General features: G+C 65.7%; 14 protein-coding genes. 6 read left to right on the forward strand and 8 right to left on the reverse strand.

What is annotated here, in order from left to right:
• Window positions 1-4: 4 nt before the first annotated feature.
• Window positions 5-3,976, forward strand: coding sequence for a pilus assembly protein (locus RS899_RS21660; protein WP_315808046.1), 3,972 nt, complete (start codon window positions 5-7; stop codon window positions 3,974-3,976).
• Entirely contained in the window at window positions 3,973-4,410 is a 438-nt protein-coding gene (locus tag RS899_RS21665) for a type IV pilin protein (protein ID WP_313464434.1), read from the forward strand. Before RS899_RS21660 ends, RS899_RS21665 begins: the two co-directional genes overlap by 4 nt.
• Window positions 4,411-4,533: 123 nt before the next feature.
• Here the strand turns inward: RS899_RS21665 and RS899_RS21670 are convergent, their stop codons facing one another.
• The 4 genes from RS899_RS21670 to RS899_RS21685 all read right to left on the reverse strand — a co-directional run bounded on the left by RS899_RS21670 (window position 4,534) and on the right by RS899_RS21685 (window position 9,510).
• Window positions 4,534-5,649 (reverse strand): hypothetical protein, encoded by a 1,116-nt coding sequence (locus RS899_RS21670; RefSeq protein WP_315808047.1) that lies wholly within the window; start codon window positions 5,647-5,649, stop codon window positions 4,534-4,536.
• A 103-nt stretch (window positions 5,650-5,752) separates the two neighbouring features.
• Window positions 5,753-7,117 (reverse strand): spinster family MFS transporter, encoded by a 1,365-nt coding sequence (locus RS899_RS21675; RefSeq protein WP_054909824.1) that lies wholly within the window; start codon window positions 7,115-7,117, stop codon window positions 5,753-5,755.
• A gap of 341 nt (window positions 7,118-7,458) precedes the next feature.
• Window positions 7,459-8,481, reverse strand: coding sequence for a ferrochelatase (hemH, locus tag RS899_RS21680; RefSeq protein WP_315808048.1), 1,023 nt, complete (start codon window positions 8,479-8,481; stop codon window positions 7,459-7,461).
• 123 nt (window positions 8,482-8,604) lie between these two features.
• Window positions 8,605-9,510, reverse strand: a complete 906-nt coding sequence (locus RS899_RS21685; protein WP_313464429.1) for a TIGR01777 family oxidoreductase — start codon at window positions 9,508-9,510, stop codon at window positions 8,605-8,607.
• Window positions 9,511-9,787: 277 nt separating this feature from the next.
• Between RS899_RS21685 and RS899_RS21690 the strand changes: the two genes are divergently transcribed.
• The 4 genes from RS899_RS21690 to phrB all read left to right on the forward strand — a co-directional run bounded on the left by RS899_RS21690 (window position 9,788) and on the right by phrB (window position 14,276).
• Window positions 9,788-10,771 carry an NAD(P)/FAD-dependent oxidoreductase gene (locus RS899_RS21690; protein ID WP_315808049.1) on the forward strand — a complete coding sequence of 328 codons (984 nt, stop codon included), beginning with the start codon at window positions 9,788-9,790 and terminating at the stop codon, window positions 10,769-10,771.
• A 152-nt stretch (window positions 10,772-10,923) separates the two neighbouring features.
• Window positions 10,924-11,883 carry a DUF523 and DUF1722 domain-containing protein gene (locus RS899_RS21695; protein WP_315808050.1) on the forward strand — a complete coding sequence of 320 codons (960 nt, stop codon included), beginning with the start codon at window positions 10,924-10,926 and terminating at the stop codon, window positions 11,881-11,883.
• A gap of 18 nt (window positions 11,884-11,901) precedes the next feature.
• Window positions 11,902-12,852, forward strand: coding sequence for a MerR family transcriptional regulator (locus RS899_RS21700; RefSeq protein WP_315808051.1), 951 nt, complete (start codon window positions 11,902-11,904; stop codon window positions 12,850-12,852).
• Window positions 12,849-14,276 (forward strand): deoxyribodipyrimidine photo-lyase, encoded by a 1,428-nt coding sequence (phrB, locus tag RS899_RS21705; RefSeq protein WP_315808052.1) that lies wholly within the window; start codon window positions 12,849-12,851, stop codon window positions 14,274-14,276. The genes RS899_RS21700 and phrB overlap by 4 nt, the downstream gene beginning before the upstream one ends.
• Window positions 14,277-14,358: 82 nt before the next feature.
• Here phrB and RS899_RS21710 read toward each other — a convergent pair whose 3' ends face one another.
• The 4 genes from RS899_RS21710 to prmC all read right to left on the reverse strand — a co-directional run bounded on the left by RS899_RS21710 (window position 14,359) and on the right by prmC (window position 17,362).
• Window positions 14,359-14,880 carry an acyloxyacyl hydrolase gene (locus RS899_RS21710; protein ID WP_315808053.1) on the reverse strand — a complete coding sequence of 174 codons (522 nt, stop codon included), beginning with the start codon at window positions 14,878-14,880 and terminating at the stop codon, window positions 14,359-14,361.
• 115 nt (window positions 14,881-14,995) lie between these two features.
• Window positions 14,996-15,790 carry a glutamate racemase gene (gene murI, locus RS899_RS21715; RefSeq protein WP_315808054.1) on the reverse strand — a complete coding sequence of 265 codons (795 nt, stop codon included), beginning with the start codon at window positions 15,788-15,790 and terminating at the stop codon, window positions 14,996-14,998.
• Window positions 15,783-16,538, reverse strand: a complete 756-nt coding sequence (locus RS899_RS21720; RefSeq protein ID WP_313464415.1) for a molybdopterin-synthase adenylyltransferase MoeB — start codon at window positions 16,536-16,538, stop codon at window positions 15,783-15,785. The genes murI and RS899_RS21720 overlap by 8 nt, the downstream gene beginning before the upstream one ends.
• Complete coding sequence (gene prmC, locus RS899_RS21725; RefSeq protein WP_315808055.1) at window positions 16,532-17,362, reverse strand: peptide chain release factor N(5)-glutamine methyltransferase; 831 nt, start codon at window positions 17,360-17,362, stop codon at window positions 16,532-16,534. The genes RS899_RS21720 and prmC overlap by 7 nt, the downstream gene beginning before the upstream one ends.
• Window positions 17,363-17,372: the final 10 nt, after the last annotated feature.

The following is a 17,372-nucleotide window of genomic DNA, read 5'->3' on the forward strand; positions in this document are numbered from 1 at the left end:
TGACGTGAGCCGACGTCCCGCCCAACCCTTCCTGCTGTTCCTGTTCGGCGGCCTGCTGCTCGCCACTGCGCTGCCCACCGATGCCGCGACGCTGACCCTGAGCCAGCAGCCGCTGTTCCTCACCGAAGGCGTGGCGCCGAATATCATGGTGACCATCGACAACTCAAACAGCATGCGCTGGAGCTTCGCCCCCGATGGCATGAACCCCACCACCGGCGCCACCTACAACGGCTACAGCGCCGACCAGGTTCGTACCAGCCGGCGCGCCAAGTCGTCGACCTTCAACCCGCTGTACTACAACCCCAACGTTACCTACCAGGCCCCCTACAACGTCCTCTACAGCAACGCCGTCACCACCTACACACCGCTGACCACCAGTTTCACGGCGGCCTACGTGAACGGTTTCAAGAGCGCCAAGGGCAGCCTGGACCTGAGCTCGGCGTACAAGGTTTCCTGGGAGTACGACACAGCACGGGCAACCACCGACAGTACCTACTGGACCTATACCGGCTATACGTCATACAGCAGCCCGGACAAGGTCTACTACCTCGCGGCGAACCCCTCCTCTGACTTCAGCTCGAGCAGCACCACCTCCAGCACCAGCAGCTCGACCAGTGTCAGCGGCTCGACCACCTCCACCGGCAAGTCAGCCTCGCTGACTGGCGGCGGCACCTACACAGTCACCGCCAAGAGCAACAGTTGCACGGCGACCATCACCAACCCGAAATCCAGTACCGGCTCGACCACCACCAACAGCGACGGCAGCACTTCCAGCACCACCACCGCCGTCAGCTACTCCAGCGCCAACTGCTCCTACACCACCAGCGGCAAGACCACTACGTACACGGTGACGTCGACCGCGACCACGACCCTCACGACGACCACCACCTATCCGGATCGCACCAAGGCGGCGGTGCCGGCGTACTACTACGTCTACAACACCGCGCTCAGCGGCTGCAGCAGCAACGTCAACGACGACAACTGCTACAAGCTGGTAACGGTGTCCTCCACCTCCGGCAGCAACGGTAGCGACGAGCGGCAGAACTTCGCCAACTGGTACAGCTTCTATCGCAACCGCGAGTTGGCGACCCAGTCCGGCGCAAACCTCGCCTTCGTCTCGCTGCCGGAGAACACCCGGCTCAGTTGGCAGGCCCTGGGCACCAGCGATACCTGCATCACCAGCAGTTCCTACCTGTCGAGCTACAACTGCCGCGGCCTGAGCAATACCAGCACCAGCTACTATGACAACCGCCTCGGCACCTTCTCCGGTGCGCACCGGGCCAAGTTCTTCGAATGGCTCGGCGACATCTACTTCAACCAGGGCACGCCGCTGCTGGACGCCGTCGACCGCGTCGGGTCGCTGCTCAGCGTCACCGGCAAATACAGCCCTTACGCCTACGCCATCGGCAGCAGCGAAACGCCGCTGTACAGCTGCCGGGCGAGCTACAGCATCACCCTGACCGACGGTATCTGGAACACCGCCGGCAGCCACGGCGACTGGGACAGCACCAGCCGTACTCTTCCCGACGGGCAGACCTACAGCGCGCGCGCCCCCTACAAGGACAGCGCCTCCAACACCCTCGCCGACCTGGCGTTCAAGTACTGGGCCACCGACGCCCAACCGAACATCGCCAACAACGTCAGCACCTACATCGCCGAGAGCAACAGCAACGCCACCACCCAGTACTGGAACCCGAAGAACGACCCGGCCACCTGGCAGCACATGGTCAGCTACTTCGTCGGCCTTGGCCTGACCACCAGCCTGACCAATCCGGCCTGGGGCGGCGACACCTACTCCGGCGACTACAGCAAGCTGGCTGCCGGCACCCTGAGCTGGCCGGCGGCCTCTTCCGGCAGCGCCAACAACGTCTACGACCTGTGGCACGCAGCGATCGACTCCCGTGGCGAGTTCTTCAGTGTCGACTCACCCGACGACCTGGTGTCGGCCCTGCAGAACGTGGTCAACCGCATCTCCCAGCGCGAGGACTCCGGCGCCGCACCGGCACTGGTCAGCTCGCCGCTGCTCAATGCCGACAGCAGCACCGCCGACAGCGAGCTGTACAGCTATACCCCAAAGTTCGCCAGCACCGACTGGAGCGGTGACCTGATCAAGTACCTGCAGAACACCGCCAACGGCAGCCAGACCTCGGTCTGGAGCGCCCAGAACCTGATGGACAGCACCTATGGCAGCGGCAACAGCGCCTGGTCCACACGTACCGTGAAGATGGCCGGCAGCACCGCCGGTACGCTCAAGGACTTCACCTGGAGCAACCTCAGCAGCGCCCAGCAGACCACCCTCAACAAGACCCTCGCCAGCGTCACCGACAGCAACGGTGAGAAACGCGTGGCCTACCTGCGCGGCGACCGCAGCAACGAAGGCACGCTGTTTCGCACCCGCAGCACCGTGCTGGGCGACATCATCGATTCCTCGCCGGTACTGGTCGGGCCACCCAGCCGCCTGGCCTCGCTGATGAACGCCACCATCAGCAGCACCGATACCTCCTACACCACCTTCAAGAGCACCTGGAGCGCACGCCCCACACGCCTCTACGTCGGCGCCAACGACGGCATGCTGCATGCCTTCGATGCCGACGGTAAGGAAGTCTTCGCCTACGTACCCAGTGCGGTGATCGGCAACCTCTACAGGCTCACCGACAGCGACTACACCAGCGCCACCCACCAGTACTACGTGGACGGCTCGCCGGTCACCGCCGACGTCTACTACGACAACGCCTGGCACACCGTGCTGGTCGGCACCCTGCGCGGCGGCGGCCGTGCGCTGTTCGCCCTGGACATCACCGACCCGGCCAACATCAAGCTGCTCTGGGAGAAGAGCTACAGCGACAGCGACTACAGCGAACTGGGCTTCACCTACTCGCGGCCGACCATCAGCCTGCTGCACAACGGCAACTGGGCGGTCATTCTGGGCAACGGCTACAACGGCACCAACGACAAGGCCGTGCTCTACCTGATGAACGTCAAGGACGGCAGCCTGATCAAGGCCCTCACCGTCAGCGACGGCAAGACCACTGCCAACGGTCTGGCCACTCCACGCGCCGCCGACATCAACGGCGACCTGATTACCGACTACGTCTACGCCGGCGATCTGCACGGCAACCTCTGGCGTTTCGACCTGACCAGCTCCGGCAGCCTCACCTCCAGCACCACCGCCAGCAGCTTCCGCGTCGGCTTCGGAGGCGCGCCGCTGTACACCGCGACCACCACAGCCGGTCAGGCCCAGCCAATCACCAGCGCGCCCTACCTGGTCAAGCACAGCTCCGGCACTGGTTACCTGGTGATCTTCGGCACCGGCAAGTACATCGAATCCGATGACGCCGCCCCCAACACCACCCAGATCATGGGCCTCTACGGCATCTGGGACAGGCAGACCGCGGGCGAAGCCGCCGGCAGCACGCCGACACTGAGCCGCAGCAAGCTGCAGCAGCAGACCATCACTCAGAGCGAGGTCAGCACGTCCTTCGACAACAGCGGCACGGCCGTGACCCAGACCATCCGCACCGTCAGCGACAATGCCGTGACCTGGTACGACAGCAGCGGCAACGTGTCGACGTACGGCTGGTACCTGGACCTGCCAGCCACCGGCGAAATGGTCGTCAACAACCCCTACGCCACCTCGGGCGTGCTGCTCGCCAGCACCCTGACACCCAACGAAGACCCCTGCGCCGACGGCGTCACCACCTGGCTGATGGCGCTCAACCCATACACCGGAGGCGCCACCGAGTTCGCCACGCTGGACCTGAACAACGACGGCGTAGTGGACGACAACGACCTTTACAGCGGCGGCGTCGTCTCGGCTTTGCAGATGTCCGGCCTCAAGGGCGGCTTCACCGTCGGCAGCACCAGCGCCAGCAGCAGCAACATCAACGCCTGCGGTAGCGATGGCTGCGTGAGCGTGGCAACCAGTGGTTCCAGTTCCGGACGACAGAATTGGCTGAACATCAAGGAGCAGGAATGAACAGGCAGCACCGGCAAAGAGGTTTCACCCTGCTGGAAGTCATGGTGGTGACGGTGATCGTGGCCATCCTCGCCGCCATTGCCTACCCCAGCTATCAGGAGTACGTGCTACGCGGCAAACGTGCGGAAGGCCAGGCCCTGCTCAACCAGGCCGCCTCGCAGGAAGAGCGCTGGTACGCGCTCAATTCCACCTCGGGCTACATCACCGACCAGTCGTCGGTGTCGAACCTGAAGCTATCCGGCACCAGCGGCAGCACCGTCACCTCGACCACCGGGCTGTATACCCTGACCGTCGGCGGAGGCAGCAGCGACGGCGGCTACACGCTGACGGCCAACCCGACCTTCACCGACAGCAAGTGCACCCGCCTGACCCTGACAGCCCAGGGCGAAAAAGGCAGCAGCGGCACCGGCAGCGTCAGCGATTGCTGGCATTGAGCCCCCTGCGACACGCAGTCCGTCCAGGAGCGAGCTTGCTCGCGAACCGCCTGATGCCAATGTCCCTGGCGAAACCGCGTTCGCGAGCAAGCTCGCTCCTACAGTTCCGATACAACTGGTAGGTCACTGCTTTGGAATCGAGAACGCCACCAGGCGATATCCGTCGGCAGTGCGGATGAAATCGAAGCTCGCATGCTTGGCCGGCTCGAACGAGCCCTGCTCCCAGTGCTCCACGGCCGAGACCTTGGGCGTCATCCACTGGGCGAAGTTGCCGCAGTTGTCGAAGTACTGCAGGTCGCTCTCGGGGTCGAACGGCCAGCCCATGTCGTCCTGGCGCACGCCATAGCCACCTGACGCACGCAGGGTTTCCAGGCGCTTGCGCAGCTCGGCCGCGTGTTGGCGCACCACATCGTCCACCGGAGCGGCCTGCCAGTCATCCAGCGGCTCGCGGCCCTGACCGTGCCAGACTCGCGAGTAGCTGTGGGCCTTCAGTGAATCATCATCGAGTTGCGCGAGAAAAACGTCCCTGAACCAGAGGGCGAAGTCCTTCTCGATGTCAACGAAGCTGATGTAACGCCCGTCGACTCCCTGGAAGGAAACGCGGCGCGGGTCATTGGAAGGTTGCTCGCTGGCCTGCTGCGAGAACCAGTCCAGCGCGCCAGCACGGGTGCTGTCGAAGTTCGACACCAGCGTCTTGCCGTGGCGGTCGAGCAGCAACTCGGTGCCGCCCTTCCAGCCTCGGTGTTCGCACTGCTCCAGGCTGGTGCCCGGATCGGCGCAGGTTCGGCTGGCCCCCGTCAGCGCCACGACCATGCCGTTACGCATGGCACTGGCGTCGTTCAGCTCGGCCGGGATCAGCACCTGACCATGGCCATCGAGGAACCCGACCTTGTCACGCTGGCGATCGCGGAAGCGGATGCTGTTCTCACTCTCGCAGACCGGCGCGTTGTCGAAGAAGTAGACCGCCTCCGGCGCCACCTGGCGACCATCGCGCAGCAGGTAGTAGGTGCGGTAACCGTCGGCGGTTTCCTCGCCGGCGGCGATGATGTGCTCGAAACGCCGGGCTATCGTGAACATCGGGCTGAGCCTGGGCGCAACCTTCACCGTACCCTGCGCATCCTTGAAGCCGATGAGGTCGTTCTGCGTGAACGCCGCCCAAGGCTCGTCCGCCCCTGCCGGAGCGCTCAGCGCCAGAACCCCCAGGGCAAGCAGCCCTGCACGAATACTGTTCCCTTCCAAGCTGGAAATCCCCCATCGAATCCATGTTCCGCCGCATTGTGCCACGCACAAAGAAAAGCCCCCGCGCATCGCTGCGCGGGGGCTCGGTGCGGAACAGGCAGTATCAGGCCGGCTGGCGTTGCATCGCGCCACTGCTGCTCTCGCCTTTCAGGCTCCAGCTCTTGAGGTGTTCGAGGCTGGCCCGATACGGCTTCAGGCCGTTGGCCAGGAACAGCGCGCCCGCCAGCAGGGCCACGGCACTAACGATCAACAGCGAATAGCGCAGCGCCATGTCGTCGGCGAACACGTAGTCGGTGACCAGGGCGATGGCGGTCGGACCGACGCCCAGGCCCAGCAGCGTGACCACGAACAGGTAGATGGCCGAGGCCTGGCCGCGCATGGAGTTGGGCATGATTTCCTGGATCGCCGCCGGGGCGACACCGAAGGGCATGCTGAGGAAGAACACGATGGGCGCCATCATCGCGGCAGCCGCATTGGCGCTGTCCAGCAACGGGTAGACCAGGCTCAGCGGGATGGCCAGGCAGGCCGCCAGCAGGCCCACGCGCATGTTGGCGTCGGTGCGCCCGCGCTTGGCCCAGTAGTCAGCCAGGCGGCCACCGCAGACGATGCCCAGGCAGCCGAACACGGCGACGATGCTGCCGTACACCACGCCCACGTGGCCGGCGTCCCAGCCATAGGTGCGGACGAAGAAGGTCGGCACCCAGGCGCCGCTGCCGTAGCTGGCGAAGGAGATGCAGGCGAAGCCGAAGTTGTGGCAGATCACCGTCTTGCGGTTGGCGCGCAGGTAGGCGCCCACCTCGCTCATCGGCACCACCACACCGGCGCCCACGCCACGGCGGGTCGGCTCCTTCACCGCGAGCATCAGCAGGGTGAACAGCACGCCGGCCGCGCCGAGAATCAGGAAGATCAGCTGCCAGGGGCGCACTTCACCGAGGACCGGCAGGTGCACGTCGCCCTGGGCCGAGGCGAACTTGATCACCAGCCCGCCGAGCAGGAAAGCCAGGCCCGAACCGAGGTAGATGCCCATGGAGTAGACGCTGATGGCGGTGGCGCGGCGATTGGCCGGAAAGCTGTCGGCGATCAGCGAATAGGCTGCCGGCGACAATGCCGCCTCGCCCACGCCGACACCAACGCGGAACAGCAGGAAGTGCCAGTACTGCTTGGCCAGGCCGCAGGCGGCGGTCATGGCGCTCCAGATCAGCACGCCGACGGTGATCAGCCCGCGGCGGCTGCGGCTGTCCGCCATGCGCCCGAGCGGAATGCCGCAAAGGGTGTAGAACAGCGCGAAGGACAGGCCCATCAGCAGGCTCATCTGCGTGTCGCTGATCTCCAGGTCGCGGCGGATGGGGCCGACCAGCAGGTTGAGAATCTGTCGGTCGATGAAGGAAAGCACGTAGGCGACCATGAGGATCGCAACCGTGGACCAGGCCACGGCACTGGAGGGGTAGCCGTTATTGTTGTTGTTCATGCCGGGCTCCTGATGCGCCGCCAATCGCGGCGAAGGCGAAGGGGAGACCCGCAGAGTAGGCATTGCGAACACACAGCGCGCGCACTATCAGGTCTCTGAATGCGTGCGTCGGCCGTTGGCTGATGAATGGGTGGTCAGAGGCTGGCTGCTGGGTTTCAGCGGGGACGTCCTGTAGGAGCGAGCTTGCTCGCGAACACGCTTGACGCCAGAGCTGTCGGATAACTGGTTCGCGAGCAAGCTCGCTCCTACGAAGAGCAGGCAAGTGCCGGAGATACCCTCACCCCAGCCCTCTCCCAAAGGGAGAGGGTCAAGGTGAGGAAAGGCCCGAGCGCCGAAGCCGATCAGATCGCGGCAGGCGTCCGCTCACACAGCTTGGCCAGCGCCCGCGCCCACAACTCCTGGTCATTCAGGCAAGGCACCAGCACCAGCTCCTCGCCACCTGCCGCGCGGAACTGCTCGTTGCCGCGCTGGCCGATTTCTTCCAGCGTCTCGATGCAATCGGCGACGAAGGCCGGGCACATCACCAGCAGGCGCTTCACGCCCTGCTTGCCGAGCTTTTCCAGCTGCGCTTCGGTGTAGGGTTCGATCCACTTGTTGCGCCCCAGGCGCGACTGGAAGGATACCGACCAACGCCCGTCCTCCAGCCCGGCACCCGCGGCGAAGTCCTCCGCCGTGCGCAGGCACTGGCTGCGGTAACAGACAGCCATGACGTCCTCGTGCACGCCCCGGCTGGAACTGGCCGTGAGGTCGTGGCTCTTGTCCTTCACCAGCTTGCGGATGTGCGACTCGGGCAGGCCGTGGAAGCTCAGCAGCAGGTGATCGTAAGGTTTGTCCAGATAGGGCTTCACGCTATCCACCAGCGCCTGGCGGTACTCAGGCTCCGCGTAGAACGGCGGCAGCACCTTCAGCTCCAGTTTGAGGCCATGCTCACGCATGACGCGGCGGGCTTCCTCGATGGCGGTGGTGGTGGTGCTGTCGGCGAACTGCGGGTAGAGCGGCGCGAAGGTCACCTGGGTAATGCCCTGCTGGCTCAGGCGCAGCAGCGCGCCCTCGATGGAAGGTTCGCCATAACGCATGCCCAGCTCCACCGGGCCATGCGGCCAGAACGGCCGGACGGCCTCCTGCAGGCGACGACTCAGCACGACCAGCGGCGAGCCTTCGTCCCACCAGATCGACGCATAGGCATGGGCGGACTCCTCCGGGCGCTTGCGCAGCACCAGCGAAACCAGCAGCCGGCGGATCGGCCAGGGCAGGTCGATCACGTAAGGGTCCATGAGGAATTGATCGAGGTAGCGGCGCACGTCCTCGACCCGGGTGGAAGCCGGCGATCCCAGGTTGACCAGCAGGAGGGCGTTTTGGGTCATGCAGTGTCCTTAAACCGGTGCGGTAGGCGGTCATCGTGCGGGCTGGGCAGTTTACACGCAGCTCGCTCCATCAAGAGGCCCCGAGGCTGTCACCGATGTCGCAGGGCCTCGGCAGGTCGGGGTTCAGCGGGCCTCGCGAAGCACGTCGGCCAGGGCCTCCTTCAGCTCCGGGAAACGAAACTCGAAGCCGGCGTCCAGCAGGCGTCGCGGCACGATGCGCTGGCCGCCCAGCAGCAGGGTCGACATTTCCCCCAGCAGCAGGCGCAGGGCGAATCCAGGCATGGGCATCAGCGTCGGCCGGTGCAGCGCCTGGCCCAGTTCCTGGGTGAAGTCGCGGTTGCGCGCCGGCTGCGGCGCGCACGCATTATAGGGACCCTCGGCATCGGCCTTGCGCAAAAGAAAATCGATCAGGGCGATCTGGTCCTCTATATGGATCCAGGACATCCACTGGCGACCGTCCCCCAATCGCCCGCCCGCACCCAGGCGGAACGGCGGCAACAGGCGCTTGAGGAAACCGCCTTCGGGCGCCAGCACCAACCCGGTGCGCACTAGGACCACGCGGATGCCCAGTGCCTCGGCCTCGCGGGCAATCTGCTCCCAGGCCAGGCACAGCTCGCTGGCGAAGTCCTCGCCGGCCGCTGCGCTGTTCTCCTCCAGCGGGCGCTCACCGGCATCGCCATACCAGCCAACCGCCGAGCCGTTGATCAGCACCGCCGGGCGCTGGCTGCGGCTTTCCAGCCAGGCCACCAGGCGCTCGGTCAGGCGCACCCGGCTGTCCCACAGCAAGGCCTTGCGCCGGGCACTCCACGGCTTGTCGGCAATCGGTTCGCCGGCCAGGTTGACCACTGCGTCCAGCGGCCCGTCGCCATAGGCTTCGAAGTCGGCGATGCCGCGCACCGTCTCGCCGCACAGCGACGGAACGCGCTGCGGCTGGCGGCTGAGCACGGTGAGCTGGTGCCCCTCGGCGCTCCACTGGCGGCAGAGGCGGCGGCCGATCAGGCCGGTGCCGCCGGTCAAGAGAATATGCATGGCGAACTCCTTGTTGCGTTGTTCCACCTTCCATCAGTCTGGACGAGAGGGAGGCGATTGCATTGACACTCCCTCTGCGGCGAGGTCTACGCTGTAAGTGCCGGAACCCGAGCCGGGCTCATCTCTGAATGAACCGATGCGGCGCCGAAGGTTCCGATGATCGGATTCCTATCGATGACGAGCGCGGACAGCTGAAACGCAATTGTACAGATAGTTTTGTTTGTACAAGAACCTCCCGCTCGTTACGCTTCAATGCAAACAGATTACGAGGCATGTCATGAGCGCCCCCATTGCCATCATTGGCACCGGTATCGCCGGACTCTCGGCCGCCCACGCGCTGCGTGATGCCGGACAGGACGTGCAACTGTTCGACAAGGGCCACGGCAGCGGCGGCCGGATGGCCAGCAAGCGCAGCGAGGCCGGTGCGCTGGACCTCGGCGCACAGTACTTCACCGCCCGCGACCGACGCTTCCTCGACGCCATTCAGCAATGGCGCGAGCATGGCTGGGTCGCCGAATGGGACCCGGCCCTCTACCAGTACCGCGACGGCGAACTGAGCCCCTCTCCCGACGAGCAGCCACGCTGGGTCGGCACCCCGCGCATGAGTGCGATCACCCGCGCGCTGCTGCAGGACCAGGTCGTCACCTTCGCCTGCCGCATCACCGAGGTGTACCGCGGCGAGGAGCACTGGCACCTGCAGGACTCCGAGGGCCAGACGCACGGGCCGTTCAGCCGTGTGCTGGTCGCGACCCCTGCACCGCAGGCCGCCGCCCTGCTGGCCAGCGCGCCGAAGCTGGCGGCGGCCGCCGCGAGCATTCCCATGGAGCCGACCTGGGCCGTTGCCCTGGCCTTCCGTGAACCGCTGGATACGCCGGTGCAAGGCTGCTTCGTGCACGAAGGTGCGCTGTCCTGGCTGGCCAGCAACCACTCCAAGCCGGGGCGCGACGAGCAACTGGACACCTGGGTGCTGCATGCCGCCAGCGGCTGGAGCAAGCAGCACATCGACCTGCCCAAGGAAAGCGTGATCGAACACCTGCGCGGGGCCTTCGCCGAGCTGATCGGTTGCGCCGTGCACGCCCCCGACTTTGCACTCGCCCACCGCTGGCTCTACGCGCGGCCCATGGAAGCCCATCAGTTCGGCGCCTTGGCCGATGCTGACCTGGGCATTTACGCCTGCGGCGACTGGTGCCTTTCCGGTCGCGTCGAAGGCGCCTGGCTGAGCGGCCTGGAAGCCGCCCGCCGCCTGCTCGAACACCTCTGATCGCGCACGGCCCTCTCCTTCCGGGGAGGGCCGCGGAGCCTCCACGCTGGCGTCCCGCCCCTGTACAAGGCTTTGCACTTGTACAGGCCTGCGTCTATCCTGACCGATAGTTGTACAAATAAATCCATCTGTACAAGAAAACGGTCAAAACCATGTCCAGCATCCCGCCACGTCCCAAGCTCGGCATCAGCGCCTGCCTGCTGGGCGAACCGGTGCGCTACAACGGCGGGCACAAGGCCTCGCGCCTGTGCCTGGACGTACTCAGCCGTTATTTCGACTTCGTCCCGCTGTGCCCCGAAGTCGCCATCGGCCTCGGCGTGCCACGCCCGACCCTGCGCCTGGTGGGCGACCGCGATGATCCGCGCGCGCTGATCCAGCGCGAAGGCGGCCGCGACGTCAGCGAAGCGCTGCGCGACTTCGGCCGCAAACAGGCCAGCCTGCAACAGGACATCTGCGGCTACATTTTCATGCAGCAATCGCCTTCCTGCGGCCTGCAGCGCGTGAAGCTTTACCGTTTCGACGGGCAGCTGCGCCCGCCGGGCGTGCGCGGGCTCTACGCCGACACTTTCTGCGCCGCGCGCCCGGAACTGCCGGTGGAAGAGGAAGGCCGGCTCAACGATCCAGTGATCCGCGAGAATTTCCTTACCCGCGTGTTCGCCTACGGCGCCTGGCAGCAGCTTTGCGCACAGGGCCTGACGCGCCACGCAGTGATCACTTTCCACTCGCGCTACAAGTACCAGCTGATGGCGCACAACCCGCGCCAGTACAGTGCCCTCGGCCAGCGCCTGGCGAAGATCAGCGATCAGCCGCTGGAAGAGTTCGCCCCGGACTACTTCCGCGACTTCATGCAGGCGCTGGGCACCTGCGCCACCCGAGGTACGCACAGTAACGTGCTGCAGCACCTGGCCGGCTACCTCAAGCACGACCTGCCCGGCTCCGAGAAGGCCGAGATGCAGCATCTGATCAACCAGTACCGCGAAGGCGTGATCCCGCTGGTCGTGCCGCTGACGCTGCTCAAGCATCACTTCCGCCTCCATCCGCACCCTTACATCGACGCCCAGGCCTACCTGCAACCGCACCCCGAAGACCTGAGCCTGCGCAATGCCATCTGACGTCCAGACAGGAACCCCATGAATCCCGACCACCCCCACCGCGACTCGGACGACGACTATCGCCAGGCCCTGGCCGAAGGCTGGCTGCCGATCCGTGAAGTATCGCGGCACACCGGCGTCAACCCAGTCACCCTGCGCGCCTGGGAGCGCCGCTACGGCTTGGTCGTACCCCAGCGCACACCCAAGGGCCACCGCCTCTACTCCGAAGCGCAGGTCTCGCGCATCCAGGCCATCCTCACCTGGCTCGGCCGAGGCGTGGCCGTGAGCAAGATCCGCACGCTACTCGACGAAAACGCGCCGCTTCCGGTGGACGCCACCGCCTCTCCCTGGGACGACCTGCGCCAGCAGTGCATCGCCGCCATCGGCCGGATCAACGAGCGCCAGCTGGACGAGCTGTTCAACGGCGCGCTGGCGATCTACCCCGCGCAGACCCTCTGCGAACAACTGATGCTACCGCTGCTGGACGAACTGGAACGGCGCTGGCAGGGCCAGTTCGGTGCGCAGCTGGAGCGAGTGTTTTTCCATACCTGGCTGCGCACCAAGTTCGGCACCCGCCTGTACCACCACAACCGCCAGCAACGCGGCGCCCCGCTGCTGCTGGTCAACCAGTCGGGCCTGCCGCTGGAGCCGGGCCTGTGGCTCACCGCCTGGCTGGCCAGCAGCGCCGGCTGCCCGCTGGAAATATTCGACTGGCCGCTGCCGCCAGGCGAGTTGGCACTGGCGGTGGAGCGCCTGCAGCCACGCGCCGTGCTGCTCTACTCCAGCCGCACGCTGAACCTGCTGCAGCTGCCCCGGCTGCTGGCCGGCGTCGACTGCCCGCGCCTGCTGGCCGGCCCCGCCACTGCCATCCACCCCGACGCGCTACAGGAACTGGCCATCGCCGAACCGCCGCTGCACCTGGCGAGCGATCCGGTTGCCGCGTTCGATCTGCTGCGCGAACTGCACCTGCTCAACGGGGAGACGGCATGAAACGCCAACTCGTCTGGCTGCGCACCGACCTGCGCCTGCGCGACAACAGCGCCCTGCACGCCGCGGCCGAGCGCGGCCCGGTAATAGCCCTTTACCTGCTCAGCCCCGGCCAATGGCAACGCCACGATGATGCACCGAGCAAGGTCGACTTCTGGCTGCGCAACCTGCGCGAACTGCGCACCGGCCTCGACGAACTGCACATTCCGCTGCTGATCCGCACCGCGGACCACTGGGACGAGGCGCCGAAAGTCATCGCGCAACTCTGCCGCGAGCTGGACATCGAGACGCTGCACGTCAACGAGGAGTACGGCGTCAACGAAGCGGCCCGCGACGCCGCTGTGGAGAGGGCGCTGGAGCAGGGAGGCGTCCGCTTGCGCAGCCACCTTGACCAGCTGTTCTTCACACCCGGCACCATCCTTACCAAGGGCGGCACCTACTTCCAGGTCTACAGCCAGTTCCGCAAGGTCTGCTACGAACGCCTGAACCTGGGCGTGCCCAGTCTGCTGCCAGCGCCCTGCGCGCAGCAGAAGCTGGATATCCCCAGCGACGAAGTGCCGGAGCAGGTAGAAGGCTTCGAACCACCGCCGCTGCCATTGCGTGAGGAATGGCCCGCCGGCGAAGACGCCGCGCACGAGCGCATCGAGCTGTTCGCCGACGAAATCCTCAAGACCTACCAGGACACCCGCGATCTGCCCGCCCGCGACGGCACCAGCCGTCTATCGCCGTACCTGGCCGCTGGCGTGGTCTCGCCACGACAATGCCTGCATGCGGCGCTGGCGAATAACCATGGCGAGTTCGAGACCGGCAACAGCGGTGCGGTCAGCTGGATCAACGAGCTGCTCTGGCGCGAGTTCTACAAGCACATCCTGGTCGGCTTCCCGCGCGTGAGCCGGCACCGCGCCTTCCGCGAGGACACCGAGAAGCTGAAGTGGCGTTACGACCAGAAGGACCTGGAGGACTGGCAGCAAGGGCGCACTGGCTTCCCCATCATCGATGCCGCCATGCGCCAGCTGCTCGCCACCGGCTGGATGCACAACCGCCTGCGCATGGTGGTGGCGATGTTCCTGACCAAGAACCTGCTGATCGACTGGCGCGAGGGGGAACGCTGGTTCATGCGCCACCTGATCGACGGCGACCTGGCGGCGAACAACGGCGGCTGGCAGTGGAGCGCCTCCACCGGGACCGATGCGGCGCCCTACTTCCGCATCTTCAACCCTATCTCGCAATCCGAGCGCTTCGACCCGGACGGCCGCTTCATCCGCCGCTGGGTGCCGGAGCTGGCCGGGCTGCAGGGGGGCGCGCTGCACGATCCGTCGAAGCAGGGCCTGTTCGGGCCTGACGGTTATCCACAGCCAATGTGCGACCTCTCGGCCACGCGGGAGCGGGCGCTGGAGGCATTCAAGAACCTCTCCGCCTCACGTTGAAGCGTCCCTTGGCGTAGGAGCCTCGATATAGCACGCACAAAAAAGCCGGGCGCTGGGCCCGGCTTTCTTTGTCAGCGATCTGTTACAGCGGATGCGTGTAATAGAGGCTGTAGGATTCGATGCCATCGTTCGGCTGGCTGATGCCGGCGTTGGAGTAGTGCATGGCCCGGACACCCAAGGCTTGGCCCTCGCCGAAACGCAGGCCGACGCCCAGGCGATCCTCGAAGTTGAAGGCGCCACCCAGGTTCTGGTCGCCGACACGGGAACCGCTGAATACGGCTACGCCGATACCTGCCTCGACAAAGGGTTTGACCTTCTCGCCGGAAAACTCATAGACGAATACCGGGCTGAAGGACAGCGAGTGGCGGCCACTGGCTTCGTCACCGCCTTCCCAGTAGGTGTAGCCGGCGTCCCAGTATCCGGTGAGGCGGCCCGTCGAAGTTTCCCACCAACTCTTGTCCCAGTCGAAACCCAGGCCCAGTCGGTAGGTCATGTCGTTCTGCCCGGTGAAACCGACAGCGCCGGTCAGGCTGGCAGCCTGGGAAGAGACCATGTGTCCGAGAGTCAGAGCTGCCACAGTGGCAAGCGAGAGCAGTTTCTTCATCGAAACATCCTTTATTAGAAAGCTGAATGAAAAATCCCCGCGAATAGCTGGCAATTATAAGGCCATTTGTCAGCAATTACTGACAGACCAAAGTGGGTAGCTAGCTATTTTTCCATCAGCCAGGGAAGTGCCTGACAGGTTCGTCAGTTCCCCAGAGCACTGGCAATACAGGTTCAAAGGCTTCGACTGCGCCGCTGGTCCATAGCTCAATTTTTTTTGCGTGGCCTTCAGCCAGCATTCCCCGCACCTGCAGCACCCGCTCAAGCTGGCGAGCTACGGCGGCCCCCGTATCGATCAGCGAAACGTCTGCCGGCACCAGTTGGCGCAGCAGCGGGCGCAAAAAAGGATAATGCGTGCAGCCCAGGATCAGCGTGTCGCAGCCTTCAGCCAGCAACGGCGCAACATAACTCTGCAGCAGTTCACGGGTCAGCGGCCCGTTCAGATCACCCAGCTCGATGCGCTCCACCAACCCCGGACAAGGCTGGGTGATGACCCGCACATCGCTGGCGAAGCGATCCAGCAGCGCGGCGAACCGCGCACTCTTCAGCGTGCCGGTGGTGGCGAGCACGCCCACCACACCGCTGCGGGTCGCCTCGGCGGCTGGCTTGACCGCCGGCTCCATGGCAATGATGGGCAGCTGTGGATAAAGCTCGCGCAGGTCGGCGGCCGCGGCGGCCGTTGCGGTGTTGCACGCCAGCACCAACGCCTTGGCGCCACGGCCCAGAAGGAATTCGGCGATGGCACGGCAACGCGCGCGGATGTACTCGGGAGTCTTCTCGCCGTAGGGCACATGGCCGCAATCGGCGAGGTAGATCAGCGATTCATGGGGAAGCCGCGCGCGGATTTCGTGGAGGACGCTCAGGCCGCCCACGCCGGAGTCGAACACACCGACCGGCGCGGCATCAGCCATGCGCAGCTCCGCACACGGCGCACTGCGGATCGCGCTTGACCCGCAGCTCGCGGAAGCGCGAGCCCAGGGCATCGATCAGCAGCAGGCGGCCCACCAGCGGCTCGCCGAAACCGGCCAGCAGCTTCAGCGCTTCCAACGCCTGCAGGCTGCCCACCATACCCACCAGCGGGCCGACCACGCCGGCCTCGCTGCAGGTCAGCTCGGCTTCGCTGCCGTGACCGTAGAGGCAGTGGTAGCAGGGGCTTTCCTCCCGGCGCGGGTCGAACACCGAAAGCTGCCCTTCCAGGCGAATGGCGGCGCCACTCACCAGCGGCTTCTTCGCGGCAACGCAGGCGGCGTTGACCGCCTCGCGGGTACCGAAGTTATCGCAGCAATCCAGTACGAGATCGACGGCAGCAACCGCAGCGTCGAGGGAGTCGGCGTCCAGCGCCTGGCGATGAGCGACCAGTTTCACGTCCGGATTGATCGCCGTGAGGCGGGCAATGGCGGAATCCACCTTGCTCACGCCGACACTCTGGCTGTCATGGATGATCTGCCGCTGCAGGTTGGTCAGGTCGACCGTATCGAAGTCCGCCAGGTGCAGCTCGCCGACACCGGCCGCGGCCAGATACAGCGCCACCGGCGCACCAAGGCCACCAAGGCCGACGATCAGCACACGGCTGTCTTTCAGGCGTAGCTGGCCATCCACATCGATCTGCGGCAGGAGAATCTGCCGGCTGTAACGCAGCAGTTCGTTGTCGGTCAGCATGTCCAGCGCCCCAGGCTGATGCGTTCGTGGCCGCCCAGGTCACGGCGGCTTTCCACGGCAGTGAAGCCGCGGCCCAGCAGCAGGTCGCGCACGGCGTCGGGCTGGTCGAAGCCATGTTCGAGCATCAGCCAACCGCCATTTTCCAGATGGTTCGGCGCCTGGTTGATGATCAGGCGGATGTCGTCCAGCCCGTCCTGGCCGGAGACCAAAGCACTCGACGGCTCGAAGCGCACGTCGCCCTGCTTCAGGTGCGGGTCGGTACTGGGAATGTAGGGTGGGTTGCTGACGATCAGCGAGAAGCGCTCGCCATTGACCGCAGAAAACCAGTGACTGGCACGGAAGGCGACGTTGGCCAGGCGCAGCCGCTCGCGGTTGCGCTCGGCCAGGGCCACGGCCTCGGGAATGCGGTCCACGCCCAGCACCTGCCAGCTCAGGCGCTCGCAGGCCAGCGCAAGCGCAATGGCGCCAGTGCCGGTCCCCAGGTCGAGCACGCGGGAAGGCGAGGCCGGCAGCAGCGCCAGCGCGGTCTCCACCAGCAGCTCGGTGTCCGGGCGCGGGATCAGGGTATGCGGCGCGACTTCCAGGTCCAGGCTCCAGAAGCCCTGGCGGCCAAGGATATAGGCGACCGGCTCGCCGGCCACGCGGCGTGCCAGGTAGCGGTCGAAGAGGTCGTGCGCCTCGCGGCTGACCACGCGTTCGGGCCAGGTGCGCAGGAAGCTGCGCGGTTTGCCCAACGCGGCGGCGAGCAACAGCTCGGCATCCAGGCGCGCACTGGGCGAGTCCGGCAATTGCGCCTCGTTGAGCAGGGTCATGATCGTAGCCATGGTCTGTCGC

The organism is Pseudomonas sp. C9-3 (assembly GCF_032392015.1).
Taxonomy (GTDB): domain Bacteria; phylum Pseudomonadota; class Gammaproteobacteria; order Pseudomonadales; family Pseudomonadaceae; genus Pseudomonas; species Pseudomonas nitroreducens.